A 25,364-nucleotide genomic window follows, 5' to 3' on the forward strand; every position below is an offset into this window, starting at 1 on the left:
CTCCCGTGTGTCACCTATCGAGGCTATCCGCTATGTAGAACAGAATACGGTTTCCATAAAGCGGAAAAAGACAACTATGGAGAACTATCTGATGCGGGACACCGATGTTTCCTATAACTCTATTTCAACACTGAAAGCTGATGTTTTAGGCATGAAAAATGTTGTCCTGCTGGTTGGCGGAATGATAGGTGCTGTATTTGCTTTGGTGGGCCTGATCAACTTCATCAATCTGGTTATGACCAATACTATCTTCCGCAGACGAAAGATCGGCTTCATCTTCCAGAACTACAATCTGGTGCCGGTGCTGAATGTCTTTGAAAACATTGTGCTGCCTGTGGAGCTGGATGGAAACAAGGTGGACAAGAAGTTTATGAAAGAAGTGGTGCGGATGCTGGGGCTGGAGGATAAACTGAACAATATGCCCAGCAATCTCTCCGGCGGCCAGCAGCAGCGTGTAGCCATCGCCCGCGCTCTGGTATCGAAGCCCGCTATCGTCTTGGCCGACGAACCGACCGGCAATCTGGACAGCAAGACTAGCAGTGATGTGCTGGGGCTTCTGAAAGTAACCAGCCAGAAGTTCCACCAGACACTTGTAATGATTACCCATAACAGTGAGATTGCCCAGCTTGCCGACCGTATCATTCGGATTGAGGATGGCAGAATTATGCAGTAAAGGGGGGGATGACATGAGCGATATTCTATTTGGCAACAATAATACCAAAACCATCAAGCACCTGTCTAAACAATATTTCAAGAAGAATAAGGTTCGTAATCTGGCGGCGATTCTTGCGATCGTTCTGACAGCATTTTTGTTTACATCCATCACTTCACTGGCATTTAACATGGTATCCTCCATGCAGCTCTCCATGCAGATGCAGAAAGGCAGCAAGGGAGATGGAACCTTTGGATATATGACAGAGGAGCAATTTGAGCAACTGAAAAATAGTGATTTTGTAGAGCAGGCAGGTCATCGGCGGACGATTGGCTATGCAAGCAACGCCGTGGGTCATTCTGTTGAATTGAACTATGCTGACAGCATACAGCAGGAACTTACATTCTGTGTGCCAACGCATGGTTCAGCGCCGGAAAAAGCGAATGAAATTGCTACTACCGAACTGGCTTTGAAAGCTCTTGGTGTGGAACCGGAGATTGGAGCAGAAGTTCCTCTGGAATTTGAACTGCGTGGAAAAACTTATCATTATGATATGGTGCTTTCCGGTTGGTGGGAAGCAAGCAACGATATGATCAGTGTGGCCGTTCTTTCAGAGCAGTTTGTAAAAGATAATCCGGATGTAGTGAAAAATACCCACGCAGTGGATGGAGAAATCTCAGGGGTTACTTTTTCTGAAGTTGTCCTGAAAGACAAGACGAACATTCAGGAACAGATGGATAACTTTGTCTACTCTATCGGCGGCAATCCAGAGGATATGTCTGCTGATAACTTTATCCTCTCTGTTGAAAACCAGATGGGAAAAGCCATGATTTCTCCGGAGTCCATCTTATTTGCCGTAGTATTTGTGCTGATGTTTGTATTGTGCGGCTATTTGCTGATTTATAATATTTTTGATATTTCCGTTATGCAGGATGTTCGGCAATATGGCTTACTGCGGATGATTGGTGCTTCTACGCGGCAAATTAAAAGCATCGTCAATCGGCAGGCGGTATGGCTGACCCTGATTGGGCTGCCTATTGGTTTAATTGCCGGGTTCTTTGCAGGCCGGGCGTTGCTTCCGGTAGTAATGGAAATTTTCAGCTATGAGTCTTCTACGGCAAGCTTGCAGACATCGACCTCCCCCGTGTTATTTATTATAGCTGCCTTGTTTACGATTCTGACGGTATTTATCAGTACCCGCAAACCAGCCAAAAAGGCCGCAAAAGTATCTCCCATGGAGGCGATCCGCTATACAGAGCAGGATGATTATAAAAAGAAAACCGTTACACGAACCAGAGGTGCAAAACTCTCCCATATGGCATTTTCCAACTTGGGCCGCAATAGACGCCGCTGTGTATTCATCGTTGTTTCTATGCTTTTGTGTATCGTTCTGTTCAACTCTATGATTATTGTGACACAGAGCATGGATGAAGAAAAGTGGATTACCCGCACAACGAAAACAGATTTTACCGTCTACAATTCGATTGCAGTCAATGTTTTGGAAGGCTTTAGACATCACGAAGATGCACTTCCACAGCAAGTGGTAGATATAATCCGTGAGCAGGACGGTCTGGAAGAAGAACGGTATCTTTATCGCAATACCGCAGATGACGGTAACGTGCTGGTTGATTATGGTTTTGAGGGACTGGAGTGTACCTCAACCTATGAAGATCAGGACGGTAGTTTCCGTAAGGTCTTTGGAAAATATAATATGAAGACTGCCCCGGATGTAGAAAATCTTTTCTTTGGAAATATTTTTGGCGCTTCCGAACATTTTTGGGCGGATATGATGATTTATGATGGCGAAACAGATCCTGATGTACTGACACAAAAAATGGCAACCGGGGAATATGTCATTATTGGAGAACGGTTAGACCGACTGAGTGGTGGTCCGAAAAGTACGCCCCTGACAGAACAGTTACAGATTGGCGACAGTATTTCTTTTTACAGGGATGGCGAGTTAGTCAAAACCTGCACAATTCTTGCAAAAGCCTGTACCGTTGGAACTGAGGACGAAACGCCGTCAACAACTACGGCTATGGGGAATATTGGTGGCGATGCGCCCTTTGTGTATTTGCCGGACACTCTGTTCAAACAGATTTACACGACTCCAACTCTGCTGAGTTATGGATTTAATATGGATGATTCCTTACAGCCGCAAATGGAGGAATTTTTGAGCAGTTATGTTGAAAAGAACCCCTCTGTTACCTATACCTCAACAAAATTACTGAAAGAACAATTAAATTCTGTTGCAAGTATGGTTCTGGTTGTAGGCAGTCTGATTGGCTGTATCATGGCTTTAGCAGGACTGATTAACTTTACAAATATGATTATCACCAATATTATCACCCGCCGCCATGAGTTTGCGACTATGCAGAGTATCGGTATGACAAATCGCCAGCTTCAAAGGCTGATGGTTTATGAAGGCGTTTATTATGCCGCTGGTGCAGACATCATTGGTGGAGTGGTTGCGTTGCTGCTTGCTGTGACGGTGCTGAAAAATGTATTGAACTCGCCATCTATGTGGTTCTTCACTATGAATATCACATTGATTCCGGTTCTGGTCATCGGTGTACTTTATCTGCTGCTGGCTGCGGTTATTCCGCTGATCGTTCTCCACTTCTTTAACAAGGGAACTGTGGTGGAACGGCTGAGGACTTCGGAGTAAATAATTAGACAGAGCCGAGGGGAATTTTCCCCTCGGCTTTTCTAATTGTCACAGATTTGTGAGATTTCAGCTTGTTATAGTGTCGAAACACTGCTGTGCTGTGAGGATTATGTGAGAATTGTAATCTAAGATAGCAGTAAGCAAAGGGAGGGCGGGACGGAAAAACCGTTCCACCCTCCCTTTGTTTGCGAAATTTGTCAAATAAACAGGTTGGAGAGAAACCATCGACCAACCGCGACGAAAGAAAAGAAATGGGGAATAAGTTTGTATTTTTGTCCCTTTTGACCCGCCGCCGAACCGACCACGCTCCATATTAGAACATCACAATTCTTTTATACCGCAAACGGGCTCTAGCCTGTTTGCGGCTCTTTTTTTCCTCGACAGCATCTCCAAGTATTCCCTACCAAATTTTAGGGAATATTTGGAAATACCGTCGAGAGATCACAGCGTATGTTCGGCTCCGAAGCCCAGACTGGGGAGTTCGGCTGAAAAATTAGAGAAATTTTTATATTTTGGCGGGAAAAGAAATTCCTGCCGGGGTCCTCCCGATTTTCGTTGTTTCCCCACGCAACAACGAAAATCAAAGGAGGAGCCGATTATGTTTGACCGCAGGAGCGACTATGTGCTCAACAAGCAGGACCCGGATTCCATTGTCTGCAAGAGCAGCACCGGCGTACATATCCGCCTGACCCGGCTGGACTTTTCCAGCCCGGAGGAATTTGAAAAATGGAAGCATTGGTCCGACGAGGACTACCACAATACGGAGAAGGCGGATCATGTGTATTCCAACCATACCGTTTCATCGGACAAGCTAGTGGAGGTCTCTATCACCGTGATTTCCCCGGAGGATGAATTGATGGAGGTATTCAGTAGGCAGGAGCAGGAGGAATTGTACCGCCGTCTGGAGACCGGTCTGGAGACCCGCCTGACACCCGCCCAGCGCCGCAGACTGTGGATGTACTGCGTGGAGGGAATGACGGTTAAGGAGATTGCAGGAATGGAGCAAAAGCGCCATCAAAGCATCTCTGAGTGTTTACAGACAGCAAAAGAAAAAATTAAAAAATTTTTTGAAAAACACCCTGCGAAACCCTCTTAAAAACGGCGATAGGTGAGAGGACTTTTAAGGGCCTGGCCCGGCTGGCTTGTCCAGCCGGGCCGCCCTAAAAACTTCCCTCAAAATGAGGGAAGTTTCGACACCAGCCGCAACCGGCACAGACGCGCCCGCCCTTCCAGCGGGCCGCTCCTAAAAGTCCCCTCAAAATGAGGGGACTTTCGACACCGACGCCAATCGGCACAAGCCCGCCGCCCTTCCGGCGGGCCTGTGCGGGCTGGCGACAGTCCGGTAATTGAATAGGTCCACTGGGTACGTCCGATATGCGTCCGAGAGGAAAGCCGTGCGGGAATGAGCAGGCCATGACCCCACTTTAAGAAGGGAGGTATAGGGAGAGCAGCCGTCCGCGCACAAACAGGCCGTGGCTGGCTTGGAGGCGATGATCCGCATATCGGGGAGATACGATTGTCCAGTCTCAGTCCGAGCGTTGAAGCGGTCTAAAGGGGCCGTGAGCCGTCGCAGGCAAAGAGGGCAACCTGCGAGACCCGCAGGGGGTGAAATTCCCGTGTAAGGCGCGCCAGCGCCGCCCAGTGTGTTCCTGAAATCCGTCCACATCACTATCACGATACCAAGAACCGCGCCTGCATGAGGGAGCGGTTTTTGTCATATTATGGGGAGGCTCAAGTATGGTGATGAATTATATTACCCGGTGCGACAAGGAAGAAACGGAAGTGGAGTTTACGGTCCAGGGCCGCAAGGTAGTCGGCATATTCCCAACCGGGGATAACTCCGATATTTACCAACACCTCAAGCGGATTTTAGTCAACACCTATATGGACAAAAACCATGCTGAAACGCACATTTTTTGACACTTTTTGCGGTTTATGAGATAATATATACAACAAGGAAACTTGCTGTGTACCTTGAAAATTTCATAGCGGATATATCAATCTGCCATCTCATACCGCACAATTTTTCCTGGGAGGACAGATTGATATGAATAAAACGAGTGTGATCCCGTACAGCGTACTGAGTAAGTTACCTGACAGTATCAGTGACATTACCCCGGATTATGGAGTTGACAGCCTGTTGGTAGGAAAACGGGTTTGGTGCCTATATCGTGTTTCGACCAATCAGCAGGTAGACCACGATGAAAAGAATGAGGCCGATATTCCTATGCAGAGGAAAGCCTGCCACCGCTTTGCGGAAAAGATGGGCTGGGCGATCCTCCATGAGGAACAGGAGGAAGGCGTCTCCGGGCATAAGGTGAGAGCGGAAAACCGTGATAAACTCCAGATTATCAAGGAGGCCGCCAAGCAAAAGAAATTTGATATTCTCCTTGTATTCATGTTTGACCGCATTGGCCGTATTGCGGACGAGACCCCTTTTGTGGTGGAGTGGTTTGTAAAAAACGGAATCCGTGTATGGAGCACCAAAGAGGGGGAACAGCGTTTTGACAGCCACACCGACAAACTCACCAACTATATCCGATTTTGGCAGGCAGACGGAGAGAGCGAAAAGACTTCTATCCGTACATCTACCAGGATGGGACAAATCGTAGAGGATGGTTTTTACACTGGCGGTAGTTGCCCTTATGGGTACAAACTGGTCCGTCAGGGCCGTGTGAATAAGCGCGGCCATGAGTTATATGATCTGGTCATCGACGAGGACGAGGCCCCTGTTGTCCGCATGATTTTTGAATTGTATGTAGCGGAAGGGCGCGGGGCGCAGAGTATCGCTAACCTGTTGAACAGCCGGAATATAAAAAACCGTTCCGGCCACAACTGGCACCCTTCCAGTATTCGCGGCATGATTAAGAACATCACCTATATCGGCATTTTGCGGAGCGGTGAAAGCCGTTCCCAGGTGCTCCCGCATCTGCGGATCATTGATGAACAGACGTTTGGGGCGGCCCAGGAAATCACAAAACAGCGTAGCAAAAAACACGAGGACACCCGCCATGTGCCCATGAACATCAAGGGCCAATCACTTTTGGCCGGGAATGTGTTTTGTGGGCATTGCGGGGCCCGGCTGTCCCTTACGACGAATGGGAAAGGGCGGCCCCGCAGCGACGGAATGGACGCCGTGCGTGTGCGCTATGTCTGCCAGACCAAGACACGGAAACATGAGCCCTGCGGCGGACAGACCGGCTATACCCTCCACATCCTAGACAGCATGATAGAGGATATTGTCCATGAGATATTCCGCCGTGTAAGGTGTCTATCCAAGTCAGAGGTTTTAGGGGCCAGTTATGCCGCTAAAATGAGTGAGCAGAAAGCGATTATCCGAAAGGCCCAGCGTGAGTATCAGAAGGCCGAGAATGACTTAAAAGGTCTCAGGAATGAAGTTGTAAAGGCTGTCAATGGAGAAAGCGCGTTCCCTTTGGACTTGTTGAGCAGTCTCGTCAAGGAGATGGAGCAGAAATGTGTCCAACTCCAGGAAACCTATCAAACGGCCCAGGCAGAGGCGGACAAGAACGATATGCTCATGGATGAGCTACGCACTACATATAACCAATTTATCAGTTGGTCGAATATCTATGATACGGCCAACATCCAGACAAAGAAAATGATCGTATGCCAACTGATAGAAAGGGTGGACGTGTTCAGAGGATATGAACTAAAAGTCAAGTTTTCTATCAGTGTCGAGCAGTTTATTTTGGGCCTTGACATTTCTGCATAACTTCTATTTCGAGTGAAATGTCACGGAGAGGTACGCAAGTGCGCTGTCCGGGAGAGCGCTTGACTGGCAGTCAAGAGGTCAGCGGTTCGATCCCGCTTATCTCCACCAATTGAAAAGACGGCTTGAAACTTCTGTTTCAAGCCGTCTTTTTTGTTTCTCACGCAGCGTCTCTCAGGCAGGCGAGCCTCTGCTCTTCTGGCCGGATATTCCCCAAATAAAATGCGTCTCACTGCCAGCCCCGGTCTTTGGGGTCCAGCTGGTCCGCCGCCGTATACAGCAGCGCGTTGCAGATCGCGGCCGCCACATTGCTGCCGCCCTTGCGCCCCATGGCTACGATGGCCGGGACATGATGCCGCCGGCAGGCCTCCAGCAGCCGCTCCTTGCTCTCCACCACATTGACAAAGCCCACCGGCACGCCGATCACCAGCGCCGGGCGCTTCCCCTCCTCCAGCAGCTCCGTGATCCGGAGCAGCGCCGTCGGGGCGTTGCCGACTGCCAGGACCGCGTTGGGGTATTTCTCCAAAGCCCACTCCATGGCCGCCGCCGCGCGGGTGCTTCCCCGCTTCTGCGCGGCCTCCGCGATAAACGGCTCCGCCATAAAGCAGTGGGCCTCGCCGCGCAGGCGCGCCAGCGTGGGCTTGCTGATGCCGGCATAGGCCATGTTGGTGTCCGTCACGATGACGCCTCCCTGCACGGCTTGCACGCCCAGCGCCACCGCGTCCGGCGTGAAGCGCAGGGTCTCCACATATTCAAAATCCGCCGTGGTGTGGATCACCCGCTTCACCACCGCCGCTGTCTCCCGGGGCAGTACAATGCCCCGGGCCTCCAGCTCCTGGCTGATGATCGCCATACTGGTCCGCTCAATATCCGCAGGCCGTGTGTGTTCTCCGCTCATGTGCCCATATCCTCTCTTTCCAAAATCCGGTGCAGCAGGTCCATGTCCAGAGAATCCCGCAGGCCTGCCGCCAGGATATCATACTGCCGCTCCTTATATAATGCGCGAGGCTCCTGTACGGCGGTCTCCACCGTCAAGCCCTTCCGGACGCACAGCCAGTCCGCCAGCTTCTGCACCAGCTCCCCGCTGTCGAACAGGCCGTGGAGATAAGTGCCGAACACCCCGTCCCGCTGACAGCCGTCCAGCCGTCCGTCCTCCAAACGGCAGAAGGCCTCTCCCCGGACCTCCGTGGTACCCATGTGGATCTCATAGCCGTCCAGCTTCGCCCCGGCAAAGGGGCCGCCGGTGACCTCAGCCTCCACCCGGGTACGGACCTTCGCCGGGGCGAACAGGGTCTTGCAGGGCAGCAGCCCCATCCCCCGCAGGACCGGCATTCCGCATTCCACGCCGTCCGGGTCCTCGATCACCTCGCCCAGCATCTGGTATCCGCCGCAGACGCCCAGGACCGGCGTTCCACGGCCAGCCAGCTTCAAAACAGCTGCCTCCAAACCGCTCTCCCGCATCCAGAGCAGGTCCGACATGGTGCTTTTGGTGCCGGGCAGAACGACCAGATCCGGCAGGCCCAGCCCGCCGGGACGGTCCACATACCGCACTCCCAGCGCTGGATGGCTCTCCAACGGAGAAAAGTCCGTAAAATTCGAGATGCGGGGCAGCCGGACCACCGCGATATCTACCGCTTTCCGGGCCTTGTCCTGGTCCAGCCGGGGTGCAAGAGAGTCCTCGTCATCCACATCCACATGGAGATACGGCACAGTGCCCAGCACCGGGACTCCGGTCCGTTCCTCCAGCTGTTTGAGGCCCGGCCGCAGGATCTCCAGGTCTCCCCGGAATTTGTTGATGATCAGGCCCTTGATGCGCGCCCGCTCCTCCGGCTCCAGAAGGGCCACCGTTCCATACAGCTGCGCGAACACGCCGCCCCGGTCGATATCTCCGGCCAGGAGCACCGGCGCGTCCACCAGCTCCGCAAGACCCATATTCACGATGTCGTGGGCCCGCAGGTTGATCTCCGCAGGGCTCCCGGCGCCCTCGATAACGATGACGTCGTTCTCCGCCGCAAGGCTCTCATATGCCTCCATGATCTCCGGGACCAGCTTCCTTTTATAGCGGAAATACTCCGCCGCCGACATCTGCCCCCGGACCTCGCCGTTGACGATGACCTGGCTTCCCGTGTCGCTGGACGGTTTGAGCAGGACCGGGTTCATCCGCACATCCGGTGCGATCCCGGCTGCCTCCGCCTGCATCACCTGCGCCCGGCCCATCTCCAGGCCCTGCCGGGTCACGTAGCTGTTCAGGGCCATATTCTGGCTTTTAAAGGGCGCGACCCGCAGCCCCTCCTGCCGGAAGAGCCGGCACAGGCCCGCGCAAAGCAGGCTTTTGCCCGCGCCGGACATGGTCCCCTGGACCATGATGCATGCCGCTTTTTTCATCCCAGCACCTCCTTCAGCGCCGCCGCAAGACGTTGGTTTTCCTCCCGGGTCCGCACCGCTGTGCGGTACCAGGTGTCGTCCAGTCCCACATAGTTTCCGCAGCTCCGCAGCAGGATGCCCCGCTGCCGCAGCGGCTCACACAGCGGTGTTTCGCTTTGAAACAGCAGATAATTGGCCTCGCCGGGAATCACCCGCAGGCCCAATTTCCCCAGCTGCTCCGCAAACCATGGCCGCTCCTCCGCGATCAGCGCCCGGACCGTCCGCACATACTCTGTCTCCTCCAGTGCCGCCAGGCCCGCCGCCTGTGCCAGGGAGGAGACCTCCCAGGTCTGTCCGGCCAGGCGCATCTGTTCCAGAAACGCCGTGTCGGCGCAGAGCGCATACCCCAGCCGTACGCCCGCCATGCCGTACAGCTTGGTGAACGCCTTTAGGAGCAGCATGCCGGGAAAGCAATCCAAAACACCTTTCAGGGTGTGGGCCGCCGGATCGTCCAGAAAATCGTTAAAGCACTCGTCCACCACCACGCGCGCACCGGTCTCCCGGCAGCGCTCCAGAATCCGCAGCAGCAGCGGCCGGTCTGTCGTCACCCCGGTGGGGTTGTTGGGCTCGCACAAAAATACCAGATCCGTCTCCGGTGTGACGGCCTCCAAAAAATCCTCCCGCAAATGGAAGCCGTCCTCCGCCCGCAGGGGATGGTGTGTCACAGCGCATCCGGCCCGCTCCAGCGCCGCCGCATATTCCGCGAAGGCAGGCGCCGTAACCAGCGCCCGCTTCGGCCGCAGCGCCAGCACCGCCCGAAAGATCAGGTCCGCCGCACCGTTCCCGCAGAGGATGTGCGCCGCCGGGACGCTCTCCCGCTCTGAGATCGCCCGCCGCAGCGCCCGGCACAGGGGGTCCGGATAGCGGTCCGCCTGGGCAGCCGCCTCCCGCAGCGCCCGCTGTACCCCCTGGGGGACTCCCAGCGGGCTGATATTCGCCGAAAAATCCAGCGGCAGGTATCCCTGGTCCGCCGCAAAGCCGGCCCAGTCGCCGCCATGTACCAATTCATGCATCATGACTGTTTCCTCAAATCAGACATACCGCCAGATACCGCACCGCCGCGCAGGCAACCAGCAGCAGTGTTCCGGCGGCGTACAGCATCCGGTTCGCCAGCAGGATGTCCTCCGGCACCACAGGCCGCGTGGGGTCCCCGATGGTGGGTTTTTCATACAGCTCTCCAAAATACCAGGCCGGTCCCGCCAGCTGGACCCCCAGCGCCCCGGCGCAGGCGGATTCCGTCTGGGCGGAGTTGGGGCTGGCGTGGCACCGGGCGTCCCGCCGCCACATGCGGAAGGCCCCCCTCCCGTCCTGGCCCGTCAGCGCCGCGGCGGCGATCCAGAAGCAGGCGGCGATCCGGGAGGGCAGAAAGTTCACCGCGTCGTCCAGCTTTGCCGCCGCGCGGCCGAAATACAGATAGCGCTGGTTCTGATACCCCACCATGCTGTCCATGGTGTTGATGGATTTGTACACCATCGCCAGGGGTGCGCCGCCCAGAAACATATACAGCATCGGGGCCGCCACGCCGTCGGAAAAATTCTCCGCCACCGTCTCAATGGCCGCCTTTGCCACCCCTTCCGCACTCAGCCGCTCCGTGTCTCTGCCGACGATCCTGGCGACGGCCTTCCGGGCCGCAGGAAGGCTGCCGCTCTGCAGGGCCCCGCAGACGTTCCGGCTCTCCGCCGCCAAGCCCTTCATGGCCAGTGCCTGCCAGCACCACAGGGTCTGCAGGGCAAAGCCCGCCGCGGGGTGCAGCCAGAACGCCAGGGCGCAGCCTCCCCCTGTGACCGCCAGCGCTGCGGCGGGCAGAAGGACCGCAAGGCAGACGCCTGCCCGAAATTCCCCGGCGGATGTCTGGGAAAACCGGGGGCGCAGAGTTTTTTCCACCCAGTTGATCAGCTTTCCCATCAGGACCACCGGATGGATAAGCCATGCAGGGTCCCCCAGCAAAAGGTCCAGCAGGAAGCCGCAGACCGCGGCCCAGAGAATCAGCATGAGACGCCGCCTTTCGTATACCGCACACGTTCCAGCAGCCGGAGCTTCCGGGAGGACTGCCAGAGCCCGGCGTCCCAATCCAGCACATAGCCGCCGCCGTTGGGCGCCTCCCAGTCAAAATAGCCCCGCTCCGGCAGGGCGAACCGCTCCATCAGCGCCATCAATACGCCGCCATGGGCCACGACGACCAGCTCTTGGGGGGCCGCGGCCTGTTCCACCAGTTCCTCAAACGCCGCGCATACCCGCCGGCAGAACTCCGGCCGGTCCTCGCCGCCGGGACAGCGGCCATTGCAGCCGCCGTCCACCCAGGCACGGTACTCCGGGTCGTCCTCCATCTCCAGATAATTCCGTCCTTCAAAGGCACCGAAATCCATCTCGATCAAGGCCTCCACCACAGACTGGCGGGCGGCGGGAAACAGGCATTCCGCCGTGCGCCGTGCCCGCCGCAGGGGGGACACATAGACCACCTGCGGGGAGAAATCCGCCTGGACCAGCTCCGCCTCCCCCTCGCCGGACAGGGGGATATCCCGGTGCCCCTGGTAGCGGTGCTCCGCATTGTAAGCGGTCCGCCCATGGCGCAGAAGATAGATCTTCATGAGAGTTCCCCCTTGATGACCACCGGGATGCCGCAGAACACCCGGACCACCGCGTCCGCCCGCCGGGCCAGCAGACAGCACAGCCGTCCCGCCGCCTCCCGGGCCGCCCGCTCCTCCGCATCCGCGGGCACCACGCCGCCGCCGACCTCTGTGGCAATGACGGCCTCATAGCGGGCCAGCTCTCCGGCCAGCGCCGGGAGGTCTCCGCTTTTTGCGGCCAGCTCCTGGACATCCCATACCGCGCGGCGGGACAATTCCTGTTCATCACAGTGCAGGAGCTGCATGGCCGCCGCCTTTTTTCCGCTGCACAGCGGCCCAACGATCAAGATCATAGCACTGCCTCCCCATACTGGCACAGCACAAGCGCCGCCAGCATCCAAAACTCCGCCTTCTGTAAAAACCAGCCCGCCAGATCGCCGGAGATGCCGCCGAACTTCCGCTTGGCCGTATGGATGTAGTATCCAAACACCCCCCCTGCCGCCAGGACCATCGCCGCCCCCACAGGCCCGCCGCAGAAGCACAGCGCTCCGGCGGCCAGCAGCACAAGGGCGCCTAAGATCCAGCGGACACGCACCCTATCCGCTGCCGTGGCGAAGGTGTGGGCCAGGCCCGTATTCTTTGCCAGCGGGAAAGCCGCCACCGCAAAACCCGAAAGGGCGCGGGAAAAGACAAAGGCCAGGCTCATGCAGCACAGCGCCCGCCGGTCCAGCGTCAGTGCGCCGCACAGGGCAAAGCTCCCCACAAAGTAGGCGCATGTCCGGATGACCGCAAAGGCGCCGCAGCGGGGGTCCTTCAGGATCTCCTGCCGCTGCTCCGGCGGGGCATAGCTGGCCAGGGCGTCGCTGGTATCCGCGTAGCCGTCCAGATGGATGCCGCCCGTCACCGCCACAGGGATCAGGCACAGTCCCGCCGCCTGTAACAAAAGTGGAAAGCGCAGCGCCTGGCAGAGCGCGGCCCAGGCCCACCAGCCAAGGGCATTTACCAGGCCCACCAGTGGGAACGCACACAGCATATAGCGCATGTTCCGCTGGTTCCACTCCGGCTGGGGCAGCGGCACCGCGGAAAACATGGCAAACGCCACGGCAATGGTCTCAAACAGCAGCATCAGTTGGGTTCTCCTCCCTTGTAATAGACCGGAACGCCGTATACCACCTCGCAGACATTGTCCGCCATGGCAGCCAGGGCGCAGTTCACCCGGCCCAGCAGTTCCAAATAGCGCAGGGTATCTCCCTGGTAGCGGCTCCCGCCGGAAAAAACCTCATTCGACACGATCACCAGATCCCTGCACTGGCGGCGCAGGCGTTCCACGCCCTCCAAAACCGCCTTTTGGGCGTTTTCCCCGCTTCCCTGGGGGCTGTACATCTCGTTGGCGCACAGATTGCTCATGCATTCCAGCAGCACCGCACTGTTCTCCGGCATCGTCACGGAGGCCAGACCGGTATAGCACTCCACCGTCTCAAAGGACTTGCCGGCCCGCATGAGCCGGTGCTTTTCGATGCGCCGGAAGCACTCTTCGTCAAAGGGCTGCATGGTGGCAATATAGACTCTGGGCCAGCCTGCGGCGGACAGGATCAGTCCCTCGGCGTATTCGCTCTTTCCGCTGGCGGAGCCGCCCACGACCAGCGTCATCATGCGCCGTCCCCCTGGGGCTGGTACGCCTCAATGCCGCATTCCGCAAAGCTGTATGTCTCCCGGTAGACCGCGCAGGCCATGTCCAGCAGCGGGATCGCCGCCACCGCGCCGGTCCCCTCGCCCAGGTGCATCCCGGCGGTGATCAGCGGCGTTTTCCCCAGTGCATCCAGGACCAATCTCCCTGCGGGTTCCGCTGAAACGTGGCTGGCAAACATGGCCTTCCCCGCCTGGGGGCAGAGCCGCTGGGCGCACAGGGCCGCCACGGAACTGATGAAGCCGTCGATCAGGACCGGTACGCCGTACAGCGCGCCGCCCAGAAACATGCCGCACATGCCCCCGATGTCGAACCCGCCGACCTTTCCCAGCACATCCAGAACGTCCGCCCGGTCCGGACGGTTGACCTCCACCGCCCGCCGGATCGCCCGGATCTTCCGCTGCAGCCCCTCGTCGGACAGTCCGGCCCCCCGTCCGGTCACCTGCTCCACCGGGCAGTTCAGCAGGACGCTGGCCACGGCGCTGGAGCTGGTGGTGTTGCCGATCCCCATCTCGCCGGTGGCCAGAAGGCGGATCCCCTGTTCCTTCTGCTCCCGCACCAGTTCCACGCCGGTAAGGACCGCCGCCTCCGCCTGGCTCCGGGACATGGCCGGCCCCAGTGTCATGTCAGCGGTGCCGTTCCCGATCCGCCGGGACAGGACCCCCGCCGTCTCCGGGAAGTCCAGAATTCCCATGTCCACCGGGACCACCCGGCAGTCCGCCACGTTTGCCATGCGGCACACGGATGTACGGCCAGCAGGCAGGCTCTTTGCCACAACGGCCGTCACAGCGCTGGACGTCTGTGTCACCCCCTGGGCCACCACGCCGTTGTCTGCGCACAGGACCAGCACCGCCCGGCGGCTGATGTCGATCTCCGCGCTGCCTGTCAGGGCCGCGATATCCTCCAGGACCGTTTCCAGCAGGCCCAGTCCCCCAAGGGGCTTGGCGCAGTCGCACCAGTGCTGGTGCGCCCTTTTCCGCGCCTCCGTGTCTTCAGGTCCGATCTGTGTGAGCAGTGCTTTCAGTTCCATCGTCTTTTTCCTCGTTTTCTCTGTAGCGCTCCGCGGCGCGTACAAACCGCTCCGCCAGTTGGGGGCTCCCCGCAAAATAGAGGTGCGGAAAGGCCGCGTATAGGGTCTCTGTCATAAATCCGCAGGTCCAGGACCGCCCGGACACCGGCTTTTCCACTTGCAGGCCGCTGCCGTTCTCCGTGCTGTCCCAATAGTGGAACTCATGGGCCGGGATCTCCTCGCCCGCCCGAAACAGCAGGCTGTCCCCTTTGGCCCGCAGGGTGCTATAGCCGAACCGCACCAGCTTTCCGGCGGGAAAGCCCTCCCCCGGGAGGACCTCTGCCATAGGCCAGCGGACATCCTTTTCATCCCCCAGCGCCTGGCCCAGATACAAAAATCCGCCGCACTCAGCCACCGTCGGCATCCCCCGGCTCACAGCCGCTTTGACCGCCTGCCGCATCTCTCCATTGGCGGACAGCGCCTTTGCGTAAAGCTCCGGATAGCCGCCCGGCAGATATAGGCCGCAGGCGCCGTCCGGCAGGGCCCTGTCCCGCAGGGGGCTGAACGCGGCAAGCTCCGCCCCGGCCATCGCCAGTGTCTCCAGGCTCTCCGCATAGGTAAAGCAGAAGGCCTCGTCCCGGGCCACCGCGATGCGGACCGCGTTTTTCCCCCGCGGGATATCCGGCGGCGGTCCGGCAAGTGTGTCCGCTGTTCCGCTCCGGCACAGCGCCAGCAGCGCGTCCACATCCACATGCGCCTCCAGCTCCCGGGCCAGCAGGTCGATCCGCTCCGTCAGGTCCCGGATCTCCGATGCGGTATACAGGCCCAGATGGCGGCTCTCGATCTCCGCCTGTTCCAGATGGGGCAGGCACCCCAACACGGGGAGCCCGGTCTCCTGTTCCAGCATCGGCGCGAGGCTGCGGCACAGCATCGGGGAACAGTCGTTCAGGATCACGCCCGCGATGCCACTGTGCTCCCGAAAGTCCCGCAGGCCCCTGATCTGCGCGGCCAATGTCAGGCTGGCCCCCTTCGCCCGGACCACCAGGATCACAGGAAGGTCCAGCGTGCGGGCCACATGCCAGGCGCTGGCCCGGTCCGTGACGCCGCCCACACCGTCGTAAAAGCCCATGACGCCCTCGCACACCGCCGCGCCGTGGCCCGCCGATGCCCGGGCAAACAAATTCCGAAGGGTCTCTTCATCAGAGAGAAAGAGGTCCAGATTGCGGCTCTCCACCCCCAGCACCGCCCGGTGAAACATGGGGTCGATATAGTCCGGGCCGCACTTGAAGGCGCAGGGCGCCAGGCCCCGCTTTTGCAGCGCCGCCAGCAGGGCGCAGGTCACGGCGGTCTTTCCGCTTCCGGAGGCGGGAGCCGCCAGCAGCATCCGGATCATGTCTCTGTTCCCTCCGTCCGGCGCCCGGTGATCAAAAAGACCGGATTATTCGCCATCAGCAGGTGCAGCGCCCCCGCCGCCCTTGTCCGGCTGACGCTGATCTGGGTCACCTCCGCCTCCAGTCCGCGGGCGGTCAGCGCTGTGACGGCAGCTGTCAGGGTCTCCAAGGCGATGGCGGAAATACAGATGCGGGCATTGGGGTTCTTTTTCAGAGCAATGTCCACGATAGGCTCCATGCCGCCCTTGGTCCCGCCGATAAAAACGGCGTCCGGCGCAGGCAGGGCCTCCAGTGCCTCCGGCGCTCTGCCGGGAACCGGCGTCAAATTCCACGCGCCGAAGCGCTCCCGGTTGGTCCGGATCAGCTCCAAGGCCTCCTCCTGGCACTCGACGGCATAGGCGCGGCCCCGGTCCGCCGCCAACGCCAGCTCCACGGAGACGCTGCCGGTGCCGGCGCCCACATCCCACACGATATCCGTGGGCCGGACCGCCAGCTTCCCCAGCGCCGCCGCCCGCACCTCCTGCTTGGTCATGGGGACCGTTCCCCGCTGGAAGCACGCGTCCGCGATGCCGGAGGTCCGCTTTGGAAAGGGCTCCGGCGCCGGTTCCGCCAGCAGCACGGAGAGGGGCGCAAAGCTCTGTTTTGCCAGTTCCGCCGCCGTTCCCCGGGAAATGCGCTCCTGGCCATAGGAGAGATTCTCTCCCACCGTTACCGGCAGCTCTCCCAGCCCCGCGTCCGCCAGACGGCGGCAGAGGCCATCGGGACCAAGGCTCCCGCCGGTCAGGAAAAACGCGGGCCTTCCCTGGGACACAGCCGTCACCGGGTCGCAGTCCGTACCGTGGGCGGAATACAGCGCCCAGTCCTGCCAGGGACGGCCCAGCCGCGCCGCCAGCATCTGCACACTGGAAATGCCGGGCAGCACCCGGTATGCCATGCCGCTGGCCTCCAACAGCGGCAGCAGGCCCCGGGTGCCTGAATAAAAGCCGGTGTCGCCGCTGTATACCACGCAGGGGCGCTGGCTCCCCACCTTCCCCAGAAGGTCAAAGATCTCCTGGGGTCTGGTGGCCGGAAGGCGCCGCTTCGTGCATGTCTCCGGCAGGGATGCCAGCAGCCGTTCCGCGCCGATCAGGCAGTCCGCCTGGAGCATGGCCTCCCGCGCCTCGGCAGTGACGGTGGCCGCCGTACCGCAGCCAAGGCCGGCCAGTGTTACAAGCATTTCATCAACTCCTCACAGCTCGTTACGATCTCTTCAAAGGACTCGCCGCGCTCCTCCGGGCGGCGGATCAGGACCAGTTGGGTCCCTGTGCTTCTGGCCGCAAGGACCTTTTCTGTAAAGCCCCCAGCCTTTCCACCATCTTTTGTCACAAGGACGGAGATGCCGCATTGCCGGATCAGCGCCTCGTTCAGCTCCTGGGAAAAGGGCCCCTGCATCGCCAGGATGTTGCGGTGGGGAATCCCCGCCGCCTCACAGGCGGCAATACTCTCATGGGTGGGCAGGACCCGGGGAAACAGCCGGGACGGCTCCAGGCCCGCAAATGCTTTCAGCTCCTTCGCCCCGGTGGTGAGCAGGATCTTCCCTGTCTTTTGGGACAGGAATTCCGCCGCCTCCGCCGCGCTCTCCACCACAACAGCGCCGTCATCTCCGCCGCCTCCGCCGCGCAGCAGGCGGCGGTACGGCACGCCCGCTGCGGCGCAGGCCTCCCGGACGCTCTTCGTCACCTCCACGGCGTAGGGATGGGTGGCGTCCACACACAGGTCGCAGTCCCGCAGAAGCGCCAGCTTTTCCTCCGGCGTTCTGCGGCCTGTCAGGACTGTGATATTCTCCGCAGTCCCCTGCTCCTCCCGGCCGTACTCCGTGGCAACGCAGACCGTCACCTCCGCGCCTTTTTCCGCCAGCAGGTGGGAAAGGGTCCGTCCCTCGGTGGTCCCGCTGAAAATCAGGATCTTCATGCTTTTTTGTATCCTCTGGGCGTCACCATGCGGTCCGCCAGGTCTTTTGTCTGGGAGGAGCCGATAAATACGGTGGTGAACATATCCAGTTCTTCCTCCGGCAGCTCGGAAAGTGTCAATACCTTACAGCATTGTTCCTCTCTGCCGATGTTTTTCACCCAGCCGCAGACCGTGTCGCCGCTCCGGGTGCGCAGCAGGATCTCACAGGCCCGCCGCAGGTGGTCCTTCCGTTTTTTAGAGCAGGGATTGTACAGGCAGACGGCAAAATCCCCCGCCGCCGCGCATTCCAACCGCTTTTCGATGACCTCCCAGGGCGTCAGCAGGTCCGACAGGGAGATCACGCAGAAGTCATGTCCCAGCGGCGCGCCCAGGACCGCGCCGCCGGAGAGCGCCGCCGTGATCCCAGCCACGACCTCCACCTCCACCTCCGGATAGTCCTGGGACAGCTCCAGCACCGGGCTGGCCATGCCGTAGACCCCCGCGTCGCCGCTGCATACCATGGCCACTGTCCGGCCGCTCCGGGCGGTCTCCAGCGCCCAGCGGCAGCGGTCGATCTCCCGCGTCATGGGCGTCGTATAGGTCTCCTTCTCCGGATACAGCGGGGCCACCAGGTCCACATACACGGTGTATCCGCACAGAACGTCCGCCGCCGCCAGCGCCGCCCGGGCCTCCTCTGTCAAATACCGGCTGCCGCCGGGCCCCAGCCCCACCACATAAACTTTACGCATCCTGCCATCTCCAATCCAGGCGGAAGGGCCTCCAGGCCAATGCCATGGTGATGCCTCCGCCCGCGTGTTTTCTCTCAAGCAGCGGTCCCCCCGCCGCCAATACCGCGCTGCGCTCACAGACGTTGTCCACGCCGGTCCGCTGTTCCACGAAGGCAGAGGCGGTGAAAACGCCCTCCGCCTGCCGCAGCTCCCCGGCGGAATAAAAACGGATGGGCCAGCCGTGGGCCTCGCAGAAGGCCAGCAGCCCGCTTTCGTCCGATTTTAGGTCGATGGTAGCCGCACCGCAGACGGACTCCGGCCACAGCTCCAAGCTCTCACAGAGATCCGCAAAAGCCGACTCCAGCGCCGCCTGGGAGGTTCCCCGGCGGCAGCCGACGCCCAAGACCAATGCCCTGGGTGCCAGACAGAGGCCGCTGCCCTGCCGGCGGCGGACATCGACGCAGACATCCCATTCCCTTCCATCTGTCAGGCGGATCCGCTCCGGCGGCGTTCCCTCTATGGACCAGGCGGAGCGGACCATAACGGTCTCCCCCGCCAATATTTTGGCGGAGACTCCTTTGATCCCATGGGGGTCCGTCACCGCGCAGTTCTGCCGCTTCGCCCACTCGTCCACGGCGAACAGGCCGTTGGCGTCCGTCGCCGTGGTGATGACGGCCACTGCGCCGCAGGCCGCCGCGATCGCCCGGGCCAGATCGTTGGCCCCGCCCAGATGGCCGGACACCACCGGCACGGCGAACCGGCCGCATTCATCCACAGCCACCACCGCCGGGTCCACCGCCTTGCCTTTCAGATAGGGGGCTATGGCCCGGACGGCGATGCCCACGGCGCCCACAAATACCAGGGAGCTATTTGTGAAAAACGCCCTCTCCGTCCACTCCGACAAGGAAAATCCCTGTACAGTGCGGGTACAGGTCACGGTGCCTCCCAAAGCGCGGCGCAGACGCTCCGCCAGCGCTGCCCCCTTTTCTGAAAAGGCCAAAAATGCAGGGCCGCCTCCCGGGGCACTCATTTGCGGCCCTCCCGGTATTCCGTGGTGAACGCCGGGTCATACAGCTTGCTCTTTTCATAGGGGGAATCCAGGAAATCCCCCACCAGCACCAGAGCCGTCTTGCGGATGCCCGCCTGCTCGCCCGCCTGGGCCAGTGTGCCAACCGTACAGCGCACCGTTTTTTCCTCCGGCCAGGTGGCCTTGTATACCAGGGCGGCAGGCGTCTGCTCCGTGTAGGCGCCGCCCTTCAAAAGCTCCTGCTGGACCTGTGCCAGCATCCCGCTGGACAGGAAAATGACCATGGAGGTCCCGTGCCCGGCCATGGCGGACAAACTCTCCGCCTCCGGCACCGGCGTCCGGCCCGCCAGTCGGGTGATGATCACGCTCTGGCTGACGCCCGGCAGGGTGTATTCTGCGCACAGGGCCGCCGCCGCGCCGCAGAAGCTGGAGACTCCCGGCGTATCGTCATAGGCGATCCCGCGGGCGTCCAGGGCGTCCATCTGCTCCCGAATGGCGCCGTAGACACAGGGGTCCCCGGTGTGCAGGCGGACGGTGGTCTCGCCCGCCGCCTCCGCCTGCTCCATCACGGCAAGGACCTCCTCCAGCGTCATGGTCGCGCTGTTGTAGACGCGGCAGTCCTGCTTTGCCATTTCCAGAAGCGCCGGGTTCACCAGGCTTCCGGCGTAGATGATCACATCCGCCTGCTTCAGCAGCTCCGCGCCCCGCAGGGTGATCAGGTCCGGCGCGCCGGGTCCGGCGCCGACAAAATGTACCATGTTCTCTCACTCCTTTACGATCACTGTGGCAAAATAACCCATTCCCTCAGTGGGCGCCTCCCGGGACAGGTCCGGATAGACCCGCTCGCCCGGAAGTCCGCAGTTTTGGACCAGCATACTTCTCTCAAGGGCATTCCGCTCCGCCAGCGCCGCCAAAACGGCCGGCATCTGACGGCCCGATTTCATCAGGATCTTGATCCCCGGCAGGTCCAGCGTCTCCTTCAGCGCCGCGCTGCCGGGCGCGATATGCAACGTGCTGTTCATCTCCGTCAGGCTCACGTTCAAGCAGGCCGCCACCGCGCAGAAGCTGGGAACGCCGGGGATCATGGCCGTCTCGTATCCCCGTTCCCGCAAGATCTCCATCAAATAGGAATAGGTGGCGTAGATCGAGACGTCGCCCAGATTCAGCATCGCCACATCCTGTCCCTGGACCAAATACGCTTCCACCGCCTCCGCCGCGGCCAGATGGGACTTTCGCAGCCTTTCCGGGTCACGCTCCATGACAAAATGCAGCGGAACCACGGTCTTTCCCTGGAGGTCCACCGCACGGGACGCGATGTCCAGCGCCAGCATCTCCCCGCTCTTCGTCTGGGGCGCCGCAATGACCGGGCACCGCTCCAGGAGCCGGATCGCCTTCACCGTCAGCAGCTCCGGGTCTCCGGGGCCAATGCCGACGCCGTAAAAAACTCCTTTTTTCATCTCTGCTTCCATTGCTCCATGATCTCCTCAACTGTCTCTGTTTTTCCCAGTAATCCGTATTCATTGGAAAATGCAACCGCTCCGACGGTAAACGCGCCTGCCGCCCGGTATTCCAGGTGCCGCTGGATCGCCGCCAGCAGGCTCTCCATCACCGCTTCCCGCAGGCCCGCCGCGTCCAGCTCCGCGATACACGCATCTGTGGTGGCCGCCTCCATCAGCCGGCGGCACAGGTCTGTCCCGCCGCCGCAGACCGCCGTGTGGGCACAGAACAGCTCCACCCGGCAGTCCGCCCATTTGGAGTGGGTGTTCATCACGCCGCCGGCCAGCTTCACCAGCTTGCCGATATGCCCCACCAGAAGAACGCTTTGGAAGCCCTCTACCACCGCGATATCCAGGGCCTCTCCCAAGAAATTGGAGCATTTCACACAGGGGACTCCCTGTGCGTCCAACCCATTCTCCCGCAGAAAATCCATGCCGTAATTTCCCGGTGTCAGCAGCAGATGCTTAGAGCCGGAAAACGCCGCCTGATGCTCCTCCACCGCGATGGTATCCACGATCGCCTGCTCGCTCATGGGCTCCACGATGCCGGAAGTCCCCAGGATGGAGATGCCCCCCTCGATCCCCAGCATGGGATTGAAGGTCCGCCGGGCCAGCTCTTCCCCGCCGGGAACGGAGATCACCACGGACAGTCCTTCGCTGTATCCGGTCTCTCCGCAGACCTCGCCCACAGCCGCCGCGATCATCTGCCGGGGAACGTGGTTGATGGCCGCCGCCCCCACCGGCTGGTCCAGACCGGGCCTGGTCACCCTGCCGACACCGGTGCCGCCGTCAATGGTGATGCCGGCGGCGGTCCGGGCGACGGATGCGCAGACCAGATGACCGTGGGTCACATCCGCGTCGTCGCCGCCATCCTTGACCACGGCGCAGCGGGCGGTGTCCCCGGCCATTGCGCAGGACTGCGGCTCCACCTCCACCAGAATGCCCTTGGGTGTCATCAGGCACATCCGTTCCGGGGCCTCTCCGGTCAGCAGCAGGCGTGCGGCTCCCGCCGCCGCCAGCGCCGCGCAGGTCCCTGTTGTATAGCCGCAGCGCAGCTTTCGCTGGCCGCTTCGGATGTAGTATTCAAAAGCCATGACGCACCCACCTTTCTTTTACAGAATGCTTTCCAAATGCGCCCGGTACAGTGCCTGCACTGCCGGGACCGCTCCCAGGCCCTCAACTGTGCACCGCACCGTGCAGCCCTCCGCCGTCAGGCGGGACGCCCAGCTGCCGCTCTCCGCCCCCGCCATGTCGTTCATGGCGTGGTCTCCGGCCACCAGCATCAGCGGCACCAGATGGACGCGCTTCCTTCCACCGGCCTGGATCTGGCGGGACACGTCCTCGTAGGAGGGCCAGCCCTCCACGGTCCCCACCAAAACATCCGCTCTGCCGGTCAGCCAAAACGCTGTCTGCAGCGCCGGATACACCGCATTGGCAAAGTGGTCTGTTCCGTGGCCGAACAGGACCAGCGTCTCATCCGCACAGGGCGGATAGGTCCTGGACATCGCCGCCGCCAGCGCCTGGATATCCTCGGTATCCGCCAGCAGCGGCCTGCCGATCACCAGACTGTCAAAGCGCTTCCGCCATGGCTCCGCCTCCGCTCGGATCTTGTCGTATTCATGGCCATAGAGGATGTGGGTCGGCTGCACCAGCACCTCCCGTATCCCCTGGCTCCAAAGGCCCTCCAGTGCCTCCGGAACGCTTGGCACTGTCTCTCCCCGCTCCGCGAGGATGCGGCGGATAATGGAGCTTGTGAACGCCCGAACGAACAGGCGGTCAGGCGCCAGAGACCGCAGGGTGTTCTCCACCGCCGTGATGCCCGCTCTCGCGGCGTCCACACTGGTCCCAAAGCTAACGCATAGGATCGCTTTTTTCATGCTCTCACCTCTTCTGTTCTTCCATGGATCACCAACCGAAAAACACCTCATGGTTTATATAGCCCGGTGCTTTAAGATCGCATCCACGATCCCCTCGGCGGAGATGGTATCCGCTGTCAGGAACGGCCGGTCACAGCGCTTTGCCAGCGCCCGTGCCGTCACCTCTCCGATGCACACACAGACCGCCTGCGGCGGGATCTCTCCGTGGGCGGCGCAGAACAGCTCCACGCCGCTGGCGCTGGAAAAGGTCAGATAGTCCAGCGTGTCCAGCACGCCGCGGGCGGCCTCCGCTGTCCGCGGCTCGCTCCGCAGAGTATACAGCGGGATCTCCCGCACGGGGATATCGTGTTCCCGCAGGATCTGGGGCAGGACCGCCGCCCCCTCCCGGGAGCGGAGCAGGACTACCTCCTCCCCCGCTTTCACCTGTTCCGCCAGCGCCCAGGCAAGGCCCTCACTGGTATAGACCTCTGGACAGAGGTCCGGGGATATTCCATGCTGCTCCAGCAGCTTCCCCGTGGAGGCGCCGATCACGGCGAATTTGCAGCCGTGAAGGCGGCGCAGGTCCATGCGCTCCTCCCGCAGGCGGCGGAAAAAGCTTCTGACGCCATTGCTGCTGGTAAACACCAGCCAGCGGTTTTTGCCGCAGAGGCCTGAAAGGCTTTCAGCCACAGGCAGCTCCTCCACCAGGGATTCCTCCACGGTCCAGACCTCCGCCCCATATTCCCGCAGGGCGCTCTTCAGCTTAGAGGTCACCGCGCTGGTCCCCGTCAGGCCGATCCGCACATGCCGCAGGGGCCGCTCCAGGGTCGCAGAGAGGTCCAGCGCCGCCGCTTCGCCCACCACGATCACGGCGGGAGGCTGCACGCCCGCCTGCCGTGCGCGCTCCGGCAGGTCCTGCAGCGCAGCCCGGACAGTGGCCGGGTGCGCCGCGTTGCCGCCGGACACCACCGCCGCCGGGGTCTCCGGCGCCTTTCCCGCCTGTAAAAGGCCTTTGGTGATCTGCTCCAGATGGCTCAATCCCATCAGGAACACCAAGGTCCCATGCAGGGCTGCCAGATGCTCCAGATCCTCCGGCAGTCCGCTTGACGCCGCTGTATGTCCCGTGATGACATGAAAGCTCCGGCTGACGCTCCGGTGTGTCACCGGAATGCCAGCGGCGGCCGGGATGGCGATGGCGGACGAGATGCCCGGCACCTCTTCACAGGGGATCCCTGCGGCCCGCAGGGCCTGGATCTCCTCACCGCCCCGGCCGAATACAAAGGGGTCTCCCCCCTTCAGCCGGACTACGGTTTTACCCTCTCCGGCTTTTTCCACCAAAACACCGGAGATCTCTCCCTGGGGCGCGGAGTGCTTCCCGCACCGCTTCCCCATATAGATCCGCTCCGCCGCCGGCGGCGCCGCTGCCAGCAGCTCCATGTCGATCAGATCGTCATAGACCACAACGTCACACTGCTGCAGCAGCCGCAGGCCCCGCACCGTGATCAGGTCCGCCGCGCCGCAGCCGGCGCCGACCAGATAGACGCAGCCCTTTTTTTCTTTCATCCGTGTACCTCCTGTGCAGCCTGCAGTTTTTCCGGCAGGGCTGTGCCGGGCAGCGGTCCGCCTGCCCGCATGCACTCGTCAAAGAGTTCTCTCAGCAGCTGCCTGCGGCGGCTCTCCTCCGGGATCTGGTCCTTCACCGTCTCCCGGGCCGCCTCCAAATACGCCAGGATCTCCTCCAAGCGCTCCGGCAGAAGATCCGCGATCCGCTCCTTGAAATAGATGGCTGCCGTGGGGCCCGCTCCGCTGGTGGAGATGCCCACAGACAGGTCCCCGCGCTTGACCAGCGCCGGAAACAAAAACGTGCAGTCCTCCTTGCAGTCCGCCACATTGACCAAAATCCCCCGCTCCCGGCACAGCGCCGCGATCCGGTGATTCAGCGCGTGGTCATCCGTGGCGGCGATCACAAAGTCGCAGCCCTCCAGGTCCTCCGGCACAAACGGCCTCTCCCGCAGCTCCAATCCGCAGATCGTGCGGAGCTCCCCATGGAGCTCCGGCGCCGCCACAGCCAGCCGCGGGCCGTATGGCAGCAGCTTTTGGACCTTGCGCAGAGCGACGGTCCCGCCGCCCACGATCAGCCCCTGTTTCTCAGACAGCTCCACAAAGAAGGGAAAATATCCCATAGCGTCCCCCTCGATCC

General features: G+C 60.7%; 25 protein-coding genes. 5 read left to right on the forward strand and 20 right to left on the reverse strand.

Annotated features, from left to right (window positions below; translation table 11 throughout):
- Positions 1-7: 7 nt before the first annotated feature.
- From Q0Z71_RS14005 to Q0Z71_RS14025, 5 genes are all read left to right on the forward strand, one after another.
- Positions 8-673: an ABC transporter ATP-binding protein gene (locus tag Q0Z71_RS14005; protein ID WP_298024187.1), complete on the forward strand. Its 666-nt coding sequence runs from the start codon at positions 8-10 to the stop codon at positions 671-673.
- 13 nt (positions 674-686) lie between these two features.
- Positions 687-3,320 carry an ABC transporter permease gene (locus tag Q0Z71_RS14010; protein WP_298024068.1) on the forward strand — a complete coding sequence of 878 codons (2,634 nt, stop codon included), beginning with the start codon at positions 687-689 and terminating at the stop codon, positions 3,318-3,320.
- A gap of 598 nt (positions 3,321-3,918) precedes the next feature.
- A complete protein-coding gene (locus Q0Z71_RS14015; RefSeq protein ID WP_298024071.1) occupies positions 3,919-4,416 on the forward strand; it encodes an RNA polymerase sigma factor in 498 nt (165 codons plus the stop codon).
- Positions 4,417-5,057: 641 nt separating this feature from the next.
- Positions 5,058-5,240 carry a hypothetical protein gene (locus Q0Z71_RS14020; protein ID WP_298024076.1) on the forward strand — a complete coding sequence of 61 codons (183 nt, stop codon included), beginning with the start codon at positions 5,058-5,060 and terminating at the stop codon, positions 5,238-5,240.
- Positions 5,241-5,367: 127 nt separating this feature from the next.
- Positions 5,368-7,053 (forward strand): recombinase family protein, encoded by a 1,686-nt coding sequence (locus Q0Z71_RS14025; RefSeq protein WP_298024079.1) that lies wholly within the window; start codon positions 5,368-5,370, stop codon positions 7,051-7,053.
- Between the two features lie 226 nt (positions 7,054-7,279).
- On the opposite strand, the gene Q0Z71_RS14030 is transcribed toward Q0Z71_RS14025, so the two are convergent.
- The 20 genes from Q0Z71_RS14030 to Q0Z71_RS14125 are packed head-to-tail and all read right to left on the reverse strand — an operon-like array spanning position 7,280 to position 25,347.
- Complete coding sequence (locus tag Q0Z71_RS14030) at positions 7,280-7,948, reverse strand: precorrin-8X methylmutase (protein WP_298024082.1); 669 nt, start codon at positions 7,946-7,948, stop codon at positions 7,280-7,282.
- Positions 7,945-9,435, reverse strand: coding sequence for a cobyric acid synthase (locus tag Q0Z71_RS14035; protein WP_298024085.1), 1,491 nt, complete (start codon positions 9,433-9,435; stop codon positions 7,945-7,947). Before Q0Z71_RS14035 ends, Q0Z71_RS14030 begins: the two co-directional genes overlap by 4 nt.
- Entirely contained in the window at positions 9,432-10,490 is a 1,059-nt protein-coding gene (locus tag Q0Z71_RS14040; RefSeq protein ID WP_363316730.1) for a histidinol-phosphate transaminase, read from the reverse strand. Before Q0Z71_RS14040 ends, Q0Z71_RS14035 begins: the two co-directional genes overlap by 4 nt.
- Before the next feature lie 10 nt (positions 10,491-10,500).
- On the reverse strand, positions 10,501-11,466 hold the full coding sequence (gene cbiB / locus Q0Z71_RS14045; RefSeq protein WP_298024088.1) for an adenosylcobinamide-phosphate synthase CbiB: 966 nt from the start codon (positions 11,464-11,466) through the stop codon (positions 10,501-10,503).
- Complete coding sequence (locus Q0Z71_RS14050; protein WP_298024091.1) at positions 11,460-12,062, reverse strand: histidine phosphatase family protein; 603 nt, start codon at positions 12,060-12,062, stop codon at positions 11,460-11,462. Before Q0Z71_RS14050 ends, cbiB begins: the two co-directional genes overlap by 7 nt.
- Positions 12,059-12,394, reverse strand: coding sequence for a bifunctional adenosylcobinamide kinase/adenosylcobinamide-phosphate guanylyltransferase (locus Q0Z71_RS14055; protein ID WP_298024094.1), 336 nt, complete (start codon positions 12,392-12,394; stop codon positions 12,059-12,061). Before Q0Z71_RS14055 ends, Q0Z71_RS14050 begins: the two co-directional genes overlap by 4 nt.
- On the reverse strand, positions 12,391-13,167 hold the full coding sequence (locus Q0Z71_RS14060) for an adenosylcobinamide-GDP ribazoletransferase (protein WP_298024097.1): 777 nt from the start codon (positions 13,165-13,167) through the stop codon (positions 12,391-12,393). The genes Q0Z71_RS14055 and Q0Z71_RS14060 overlap by 4 nt, the downstream gene beginning before the upstream one ends.
- On the reverse strand, positions 13,167-13,694 hold the full coding sequence (locus Q0Z71_RS14065) for a bifunctional adenosylcobinamide kinase/adenosylcobinamide-phosphate guanylyltransferase (RefSeq protein ID WP_298024100.1): 528 nt from the start codon (positions 13,692-13,694) through the stop codon (positions 13,167-13,169). The genes Q0Z71_RS14060 and Q0Z71_RS14065 overlap by 1 nt, the downstream gene beginning before the upstream one ends.
- Complete coding sequence (gene cobT, locus Q0Z71_RS14070) at positions 13,691-14,758, reverse strand: nicotinate-nucleotide--dimethylbenzimidazole phosphoribosyltransferase (RefSeq protein WP_298024103.1); 1,068 nt, start codon at positions 14,756-14,758, stop codon at positions 13,691-13,693. Before cobT ends, Q0Z71_RS14065 begins: the two co-directional genes overlap by 4 nt.
- The gene (locus Q0Z71_RS14075; RefSeq protein ID WP_298024107.1) at positions 14,721-16,130 is read right to left on the reverse strand and encodes a cobyrinate a,c-diamide synthase; all 1,410 of its coding nucleotides are present in this window, start codon (positions 16,128-16,130) and stop codon (positions 14,721-14,723) included. Before Q0Z71_RS14075 ends, cobT begins: the two co-directional genes overlap by 38 nt.
- A complete protein-coding gene (gene cbiE / locus Q0Z71_RS14080; RefSeq protein WP_298024110.1) occupies positions 16,127-17,344 on the reverse strand; it encodes a precorrin-6y C5,15-methyltransferase (decarboxylating) subunit CbiE in 1,218 nt (405 codons plus the stop codon). The genes Q0Z71_RS14075 and cbiE overlap by 4 nt, the downstream gene beginning before the upstream one ends.
- A complete protein-coding gene (cobK, locus tag Q0Z71_RS14085; protein WP_298024113.1) occupies positions 17,335-18,078 on the reverse strand; it encodes a precorrin-6A reductase in 744 nt (247 codons plus the stop codon). The genes cbiE and cobK overlap by 10 nt, the downstream gene beginning before the upstream one ends.
- Positions 18,075-18,806: a precorrin-3B C(17)-methyltransferase gene (cobJ, locus tag Q0Z71_RS14090; RefSeq protein WP_298024116.1), complete on the reverse strand. Its 732-nt coding sequence runs from the start codon at positions 18,804-18,806 to the stop codon at positions 18,075-18,077. Before cobJ ends, cobK begins: the two co-directional genes overlap by 4 nt.
- Positions 18,799-19,815, reverse strand: a complete 1,017-nt coding sequence (locus Q0Z71_RS14095; protein WP_298024119.1) for a cobalt-precorrin 5A hydrolase — start codon at positions 19,813-19,815, stop codon at positions 18,799-18,801. The genes cobJ and Q0Z71_RS14095 overlap by 8 nt, the downstream gene beginning before the upstream one ends.
- Positions 19,812-20,570 (reverse strand): precorrin-4 C(11)-methyltransferase, encoded by a 759-nt coding sequence (gene cobM / locus Q0Z71_RS14100; protein ID WP_298024121.1) that lies wholly within the window; start codon positions 20,568-20,570, stop codon positions 19,812-19,814. The genes Q0Z71_RS14095 and cobM overlap by 4 nt, the downstream gene beginning before the upstream one ends.
- A gap of 6 nt (positions 20,571-20,576) precedes the next feature.
- A complete protein-coding gene (gene cobI, locus Q0Z71_RS14105) occupies positions 20,577-21,269 on the reverse strand; it encodes a precorrin-2 C(20)-methyltransferase (RefSeq protein WP_298024125.1) in 693 nt (230 codons plus the stop codon).
- Entirely contained in the window at positions 21,266-22,402 is a 1,137-nt protein-coding gene (gene cbiD / locus Q0Z71_RS14110; RefSeq protein ID WP_298024128.1) for a cobalt-precorrin-5B (C(1))-methyltransferase CbiD, read from the reverse strand. The genes cobI and cbiD overlap by 4 nt, the downstream gene beginning before the upstream one ends.
- Before the next feature lie 18 nt (positions 22,403-22,420).
- Positions 22,421-23,185, reverse strand: a complete 765-nt coding sequence (locus Q0Z71_RS14115) for a sirohydrochlorin cobaltochelatase (RefSeq protein WP_298024130.1) — start codon at positions 23,183-23,185, stop codon at positions 22,421-22,423.
- A 54-nt stretch (positions 23,186-23,239) separates the two neighbouring features.
- On the reverse strand, positions 23,240-24,727 hold the full coding sequence (gene cobA, locus Q0Z71_RS14120) for a uroporphyrinogen-III C-methyltransferase (RefSeq protein ID WP_298024133.1): 1,488 nt from the start codon (positions 24,725-24,727) through the stop codon (positions 23,240-23,242).
- Positions 24,724-25,347 carry a bifunctional precorrin-2 dehydrogenase/sirohydrochlorin ferrochelatase gene (locus tag Q0Z71_RS14125; protein WP_298024136.1) on the reverse strand — a complete coding sequence of 208 codons (624 nt, stop codon included), beginning with the start codon at positions 25,345-25,347 and terminating at the stop codon, positions 24,724-24,726. The genes cobA and Q0Z71_RS14125 overlap by 4 nt, the downstream gene beginning before the upstream one ends.
- Between the last annotated feature and the right edge of the window lie 17 nt (positions 25,348-25,364).

This window comes from uncultured Dysosmobacter sp., from assembly GCF_947631635.1.
In the GTDB taxonomy this organism is placed as follows: Bacteria; Bacillota; Clostridia; order Oscillospirales; family Oscillospiraceae; genus Oscillibacter.

What these genes read in the sequence shown, in the direction of transcription:
- cobA (WP_298024133.1), bottom strand. Translation starts at nt 24,727, where the DNA reads ATGAAAGAAAAAAAGGGCTGCGTCTATCTGGTCGGCGCCGGCTGCGGC.
- cbiE (WP_298024110.1), bottom strand. Translation starts at nt 17,344, where the DNA reads ATGCTTGTAACACTGGCCGGCCTTGGCTGCGGTACGGCGGCCACCGTC.
- Q0Z71_RS14095 (WP_298024119.1), bottom strand. Translation starts at nt 19,815, where the DNA reads ATGAGTGCCCCGGGAGGCGGCCCTGCATTTTTGGCCTTTTCAGAAAAG.
- cbiD (WP_298024128.1), bottom strand. Translation starts at nt 22,402, where the DNA reads ATGGCTTTTGAATACTACATCCGAAGCGGCCAGCGAAAGCTGCGCTGC.
- Q0Z71_RS14010 (WP_298024068.1), top strand. Translation starts at nt 687, where the DNA reads ATGAGCGATATTCTATTTGGCAACAATAATACCAAAACCATCAAGCAC.
- cobJ (WP_298024116.1), bottom strand. Translation starts at nt 18,806, where the DNA reads ATGCGTAAAGTTTATGTGGTGGGGCTGGGGCCCGGCGGCAGCCGGTAT.
- cobT (WP_298024103.1), bottom strand. Translation starts at nt 14,758, where the DNA reads ATGGAACTGAAAGCACTGCTCACACAGATCGGACCTGAAGACACGGAG.
- cobM (WP_298024121.1), bottom strand. Translation starts at nt 20,570, where the DNA reads ATGGTACATTTTGTCGGCGCCGGACCCGGCGCGCCGGACCTGATCACC.
- Q0Z71_RS14075 (WP_298024107.1), bottom strand. Translation starts at nt 16,130, where the DNA reads ATGATCCGGATGCTGCTGGCGGCTCCCGCCTCCGGAAGCGGAAAGACC.
- Q0Z71_RS14020 (WP_298024076.1), top strand. Translation starts at nt 5,058, where the DNA reads ATGGTGATGAATTATATTACCCGGTGCGACAAGGAAGAAACGGAAGTG.
- Q0Z71_RS14050 (WP_298024091.1), bottom strand. Translation starts at nt 12,062, where the DNA reads ATGAAGATCTATCTTCTGCGCCATGGGCGGACCGCTTACAATGCGGAG.
- Q0Z71_RS14025 (WP_298024079.1), top strand. Translation starts at nt 5,368, where the DNA reads ATGAATAAAACGAGTGTGATCCCGTACAGCGTACTGAGTAAGTTACCT.
- Q0Z71_RS14060 (WP_298024097.1), bottom strand. Translation starts at nt 13,167, where the DNA reads ATGCTGCTGTTTGAGACCATTGCCGTGGCGTTTGCCATGTTTTCCGCG.
- Q0Z71_RS14125 (WP_298024136.1), bottom strand. Translation starts at nt 25,347, where the DNA reads ATGGGATATTTTCCCTTCTTTGTGGAGCTGTCTGAGAAACAGGGGCTG.
- cobK (WP_298024113.1), bottom strand. Translation starts at nt 18,078, where the DNA reads ATGAAGATCCTGATTTTCAGCGGGACCACCGAGGGACGGACCCTTTCC.
- Q0Z71_RS14115 (WP_298024130.1), bottom strand. Translation starts at nt 23,185, where the DNA reads ATGAAAAAAGCGATCCTATGCGTTAGCTTTGGGACCAGTGTGGACGCC.
- Q0Z71_RS14035 (WP_298024085.1), bottom strand. Translation starts at nt 9,435, where the DNA reads ATGAAAAAAGCGGCATGCATCATGGTCCAGGGGACCATGTCCGGCGCG.
- Q0Z71_RS14055 (WP_298024094.1), bottom strand. Translation starts at nt 12,394, where the DNA reads ATGATCTTGATCGTTGGGCCGCTGTGCAGCGGAAAAAAGGCGGCGGCC.
- Q0Z71_RS14065 (WP_298024100.1), bottom strand. Translation starts at nt 13,694, where the DNA reads ATGATGACGCTGGTCGTGGGCGGCTCCGCCAGCGGAAAGAGCGAATAC.
- Q0Z71_RS14040 (WP_363316730.1), bottom strand. Translation starts at nt 10,490, where the DNA reads ATGATGCATGAATTGGTACATGGCGGCGACTGGGCCGGCTTTGCGGCG.
- cobI (WP_298024125.1), bottom strand. Translation starts at nt 21,269, where the DNA reads ATGAAAAAAGGAGTTTTTTACGGCGTCGGCATTGGCCCCGGAGACCCG.
- Q0Z71_RS14030 (WP_298024082.1), bottom strand. Translation starts at nt 7,948, where the DNA reads ATGAGCGGAGAACACACACGGCCTGCGGATATTGAGCGGACCAGTATG.
- cbiB (WP_298024088.1), bottom strand. Translation starts at nt 11,466, where the DNA reads ATGCTGATTCTCTGGGCCGCGGTCTGCGGCTTCCTGCTGGACCTTTTG.
- Q0Z71_RS14015 (WP_298024071.1), top strand. Translation starts at nt 3,919, where the DNA reads ATGTTTGACCGCAGGAGCGACTATGTGCTCAACAAGCAGGACCCGGAT.